General features: G+C 69.7%; 8 protein-coding genes and 1 tRNA gene. 2 read left to right on the top strand and 7 right to left on the bottom strand.

Annotated elements, in window-relative coordinates; all coding sequences use genetic code 11:
* From VFZ39_RS16625 to cspE, 6 genes are all read right to left on the bottom strand, one after another.
* A partial coding sequence (locus VFZ39_RS16625) for a cation transporter (RefSeq protein ID WP_414690309.1) occupies positions 1-840 on the bottom strand: 840 nt, incomplete at its 3' end.
* Positions 841-862: 22 nt separating this feature from the next.
* The gene (locus tag VFZ39_RS16620; RefSeq protein WP_330866905.1) at positions 863-1,009 is read right to left on the bottom strand and encodes a hypothetical protein; all 147 of its coding nucleotides are present in this window, start codon (positions 1,007-1,009) and stop codon (positions 863-865) included.
* A gap of 14 nt (positions 1,010-1,023) precedes the next feature.
* Complete coding sequence (locus VFZ39_RS16615) at positions 1,024-1,239, bottom strand: heavy-metal-associated domain-containing protein (protein WP_330866904.1); 216 nt, start codon at positions 1,237-1,239, stop codon at positions 1,024-1,026.
* Positions 1,239-1,529, bottom strand: a complete 291-nt coding sequence (locus tag VFZ39_RS16610; RefSeq protein ID WP_330866903.1) for a metal-sensitive transcriptional regulator — start codon at positions 1,527-1,529, stop codon at positions 1,239-1,241. The genes VFZ39_RS16615 and VFZ39_RS16610 overlap by 1 nt, the downstream gene beginning before the upstream one ends.
* A 52-nt stretch (positions 1,530-1,581) precedes the next feature.
* A complete protein-coding gene (locus VFZ39_RS16605; RefSeq protein WP_330866902.1) occupies positions 1,582-1,740 on the bottom strand; it encodes a hypothetical protein in 159 nt (52 codons plus the stop codon).
* Between the two features lie 209 nt (positions 1,741-1,949).
* Positions 1,950-2,153 (bottom strand): transcription antiterminator/RNA stability regulator CspE, encoded by a 204-nt coding sequence (gene cspE / locus VFZ39_RS16600; RefSeq protein WP_135078682.1) that lies wholly within the window; start codon positions 2,151-2,153, stop codon positions 1,950-1,952.
* Between the two features lie 276 nt (positions 2,154-2,429).
* Between cspE and VFZ39_RS16595 the strand changes: the two genes are divergently transcribed.
* Positions 2,430-2,502: transfer RNA gene (locus VFZ39_RS16595), tRNA-Lys, on the top strand.
* A gap of 74 nt (positions 2,503-2,576) precedes the next feature.
* Complete coding sequence (locus VFZ39_RS16590; RefSeq protein WP_330866901.1) at positions 2,577-3,053, top strand: hypothetical protein; 477 nt, start codon at positions 2,577-2,579, stop codon at positions 3,051-3,053.
* A gap of 11 nt (positions 3,054-3,064) precedes the next feature.
* Here the strand turns inward: VFZ39_RS16590 and VFZ39_RS16585 are convergent, their stop codons facing one another.
* Positions 3,065-4,561 carry an NAD(P)/FAD-dependent oxidoreductase gene (locus VFZ39_RS16585; protein ID WP_330866900.1) on the bottom strand — a complete coding sequence of 499 codons (1,497 nt, stop codon included), beginning with the start codon at positions 4,559-4,561 and terminating at the stop codon, positions 3,065-3,067.
* Between the last annotated feature and the right edge of the window lie 209 nt (positions 4,562-4,770).

The raw sequence follows: 4,770 nt of genomic DNA, 5'->3' as shown, positions 1-4,770 counted from the left end.
GGTGAGCAGGGAGGCGTCGATCGCCGAGGTGCCGCGGACGACCACGCCGTCGGTGGCCACCCGCTCGCCGGGCCGCACCACGAACTCCTGCCCGACGGCCAGCTCGTCGACCGGGACGCGTACCTCGGCGCCGTCGCGCAGCACCGCGACGTCGCGCGCGCCGAGGTCCAGCAGCGCGCGCAGCGCCTCGCCGGCCCGCCGCTTCGCCCGCTTCTCGAGGTAGCGACCGGCGAGCAGGAACGTCGTCACGCCCGCCGCGACCTCGAGGTAGATCGACGCCAGCCCGTCGGCACGCTCCACCGTCAGGCTGAACGGGTGCCGCATCCCCGGATCCCCGGCCGAGCCGGCGAACAGCGCCACCAGCGACCACCCGAACGCTGCCAGGACGCCCAGCGAGACCAAGGTGTCCATGGTCGTGGCGCCGTGCCGCAGGTTGGCCCACGCGGCGCGGTGGAACGGCCACGCTCCCCACACCGCCACGGGCGCGGCGAGCGTCAGCGAGGCCCACTGCCAGTGCTCGACCTGGAACGCGGGCACCATCGCCATCAGCACCACGGGCACCGTGAGAGCAGCGCTGACGATCAGCCGCTGGCGAAGCGCGGCCAGCTCCGCTTCGTATCGGTCCGACGCACCCGTCCCGGGCTGCGGTCGCTCGCGTACGACGGGCAGGGGCGTCGCGGCGTACCCGGCCGCCACGACCGTCGCCACCAGGTCCTCGGCGCTGAGCGTGTCCGGGAACGCGACCACGGCCTTCTCGGTGGCATAGCTGACGCTCGCGGTCACGCCGTCGAGCTTGTTGAGCTTGCGCTCGATCCGCTGCGCGCACGAGGCGCAGGTCATGCCCGCGATGTCGAGGGTGACGTCAGTGGTCACCGTCGTGCTCCTGCGTCGGCGCGGGCGGGTCCGGGGCGGGACCGACGGGTCCGACGATGCGACCTGCCGCGAACGAGAGCGCGAACACCGCCGTCACGGCGCACACGAACGCCAGGACGCGGTCCACGGTGCGCATGGTCAGGCTCCCCCTCACGCCAGGGCGTAGCCGGCCTCGGCCACGGCCGCCTCGACGTCGGCGGGGTCGAGCGGCGCGCCGCTGGTGATGGTGACCTCACCGGTCTCCAGCACGACGTCGACGTGCTCGACGCCGACCAGCTCGCCGATCTCGTCGGAGACCGAGGCGACACAGTGGCCGCAGGTCATGCCGGCGACGGTGACGCGGGTGACGGTCGTGGGGCCTGGCATCAGGACCGCACCAGCCGGGCGATCGCCTCGGTGGCCTCCGCGACCTTCTCGCGGGCCTCCGAGTCACCGACCCGGGCGGCGTCGACGACGCAGTGGTTCATGTGGTCCTCGAGCAGGCCGATCGAGACGGCGTGCAGGGCCTTGGTCATCGCCGACACCTGGGTCAGGATGTCGATGCAGTACTGCTCCTCGTCGACCATCCGCTGCAGGCCCCGGGCCTGCCCCTCGATGCGCCGGAGGCGCTTCAGGTAGTCGTCCTTGCGGCTGATGTAACCGTGCTCGTGGGCCATGCCACCATGGTACCCCCCACGGGTATGCGCGAGGCGCGCGGAGGTGTCGGACTCAGCCCGCGGCCGGTCGCGCGACGCCCAGGATCTGGTCGATCTCCTCGAGCGAGAGGTGTTCGTCGGTCTCGCTCGCGGCGATGATCAGGTTGGTCGTCAGCTCCACCTCGCGGAGCAGGTCCTGGTCCTCCAGCGTGACGTCGAACTGGTCGTGCACGCCCTCTCCCCTCAGCTTCCTGGCACGCTCGCGCCAGCCCTACCCCCGAAGCATGATTCCCTCCAAGGACGAACCTAAACCCTCGGACCCCGTGTCACGGAGAGGCGGAGCCAGAACAAGCGCACCGGTATAGACCTACACGCGGCACGAGGCCCCGCCCCCGAAGGGACGAGGCCTCGTGTGCGATGTCAGTGTGTCGACATCCGCACTCAGAGAGCGCGGACGTTCTCCGCCTGGGGGCCCTTCGGACCCTGGGTGACGTCGAACTCGACCTTCTGGTTCTCGTCGAGGGACTTGTAGCCCTGCGACTGGATCGCCGAGTAGTGCACGAAGACGTCGTCGCCGCCGTCCTCCTGCGCAATGAAGCCGAAACCCTTCTCGGCGTTGAACCACTTCACGGTGCCTTGAGCCATGTGCTCGTTACTCCTGTTATCGGAACGAGAGTCGCCACTTCGACGACCCGCACCAGATGCAGTGCCACGTCGTTCCGACTTGCGTGAGTGGATCGCACGAAAACGAATCGCCGTTGGACAAACTCCGCGGGCATTGACCTGCTGGAACTTGCACCTGAGCAACGCCTACCTTACCAACGGAGAGGTCCATGACAACCATCGAGGCACCGCCCATCGGGGTGGGTTCGTCCGCAGCCCTATCCTGGCCGCTCGCGCACCGTCTCGACGGGCGCTCCCGGGCCCCTAGCTCAATTGGCAGAGCTGAGGACTTTTAATCCTTAGGTTGTGGGTTCGAGTCCCACGGGGCCTACCGAACGACCACCGGTCTGGACCGACTTCACGGTTCGGCCCCCCCGGGGCCACGTTCGCGTTATTTTGCTTTCCGTGAGTGGTCAGGCCGACCCGGTGAGCGGGCGCCGCGTCGTCGACGCGTCCGTGTACTCCGTGGAGTTCAAACCACGCGGCACGGGCCGGCGCGTCGTCGGCTTCCTCACGCTCGTCTGCCTGGCCTCGACGGCTTACTTCGGCTGGCAGGCCTACGAGGAGCGCACCCCGATCTCCTTCGGCATCGCCGCCACGCTCGGCGCGCTGACGATCGTGCTGTGGGCCGCGTGGGCGGCCTCGCCCGTCTCCCACCTGCACGTGCACGGCGGCATCCTCGAGGTGCAGCGGGCCGGTCGGACCGAACGGTTCGACCTCACCAGCCACTACACGAAGATCCGCACGATCGGGAAGCCGCGCAGCGGACGCTGGCGGGTGCTCATCGACCGACCCGCGAACACGCCCTTCGTGATCGACCGCACGATGGTCGACCCCCGCCACTTCACCCGCGTGCTCGAGGCCTACCACCACGTCGGCTGAGCGGCAGGGCCTCAGGCCTTGACGGAGTCCGGGCGCTGCCCGCGCTCGCCGGAGTCGGTGAGCCGAGCCTCTTCCATGGCCCGCGCCTCCAGCTCGGCCCGCCGGGTGACCTCGAGGATCTCCTGGGCCCGGTCGTACGCGCCCGGGGCCGAGACCAGGTCCGCCGCCCCGCCGCGCAGCCGCTGCAGAGCAGCCCGGGCGTAGATCTGCTGCTCGGTCGTGGTGCGTTCGGAGCGGCCGCGGCCGAGGAACGAGACGAACCAGTGCATCAGCGCCGTCAGCCGGCTCTTGAAGCCGGTGATGTAGATCAGGTGCAGCGCCAGCCAGGCGACCCAGGCGACGAAGCCGGTCAGCCGGAACCTCCCGATCAGCGCCACGGCCTTGAAGCGGCTGATCGTGGCCATCGAACCCTTGTCGAAGTACTTGAACGGCGGTTGCGGCGGCTTGCCGTCGACGCGGCGCTGGATCGACTTCGCGGCGTACTTGGCCCCCTGGATCGCGACCTGTGCGACCCCGGGCAGGTTGTCGAGGGCGATCATGTCGCCGACGACGAACACCTCGGGGTGCCCCGGCAGCGTCAGGTCGGGGTTCACGCCGATCCGGCCGGCGCGGTCCAGCGGAGCGCCGGTCTGCGAGGCGAGCGTCCGGCCCAGCGGGCTGGCCTGCACGCCGGCGGCCCATATCTTGGTCACCGCGACGATCCGCTCGGTGCGACCGTCCTTGTAGGCCACGTCGATGCCGCGCTCGTCGAGGTCGGTCACCATCGCGCCCAGGATGACCTCGACGCCGAGCTTCTCGAGGTCCTTCTTGGTGTGCTCGCCCAGCTTCTTCCCGAACGGCGGCAGCACCTGCGGTGCGGCGTCGAGCAGGATCACCCGGGCGTGACGGGTGTTGATGGCGCGGAAGTCGCGCTTGAGGGTGCGGTGGGCGAGCTCGGCTATCTGGCCGGCCATCTCCACACCGGTGGGACCGGCGCCGACCACGACGAAGGTGAGCAGGTGGTCGACGTTCTCGCCGCGCAGCGCGCCGAGCTCGGCCATCTCGAACGCGCCGAAGATGCGGCCGCGCAGCTCGAGGGCGTCGTCGATGCTCTTCATGCCGGGGGCGTCCTCGGCGAAGTGGTCGTTGCCGAAGTACGACTGCGCGGCGCCGGCCGCGACGATCAGCGAGTCGTACGGCGTCACCGTCTTGCGGCCGAGCACGTCGGAGGTGACCGTCCGGGCCTCGAGGTCGATGTCGACGACCTCGCCGAGCAGCACCTGGGCGTTCTGCTGGCGGCTGAGGATCTCGCGGGTGGACGGCGCGATCTCGCCCTGGGACAAGATGCCGGTCGCGACCTGGTAGAGCAGGGGCTGGAAGAGGTGGTGGCTGGTCCGCGCGACCAGGGTGACGTCCACGTCGGCGCGGCGGAGGGCCTTGGCGCCGAACAGCCCGCCGAAGCCCGAGCCGATCACCACGACGCGGTGGCGGTTCCCTGCCGGATTCGTCCCTGACGACACGCTGGTCATGCCCTCTCCTCGACGCCTGATCTGCCTCTCACCACGATCTTCCTCCCTCTCCCGTCCGGCTCCTAACGGGTGTCCATGTCGCTGTTCCCACACCGAGGAGCGGAATACCTGAGGGCCTCGACGCCACTGATTCGGGCACGTTCCTCGGCGCGCCGCCACCGAAACCATCGCCAAATGACCGAACGGCCGATACACAATGGGGTGAGGAA

The organism is Nocardioides sp. (assembly GCF_036374615.1).
In the GTDB taxonomy this organism is placed as follows: domain Bacteria; phylum Actinomycetota; class Actinomycetes; order Propionibacteriales; family Nocardioidaceae; genus Nocardioides.
Note: the sequence above shows the minus strand (reverse complement) of the source record. Positions and strands in the feature narration are given on the sequence as shown.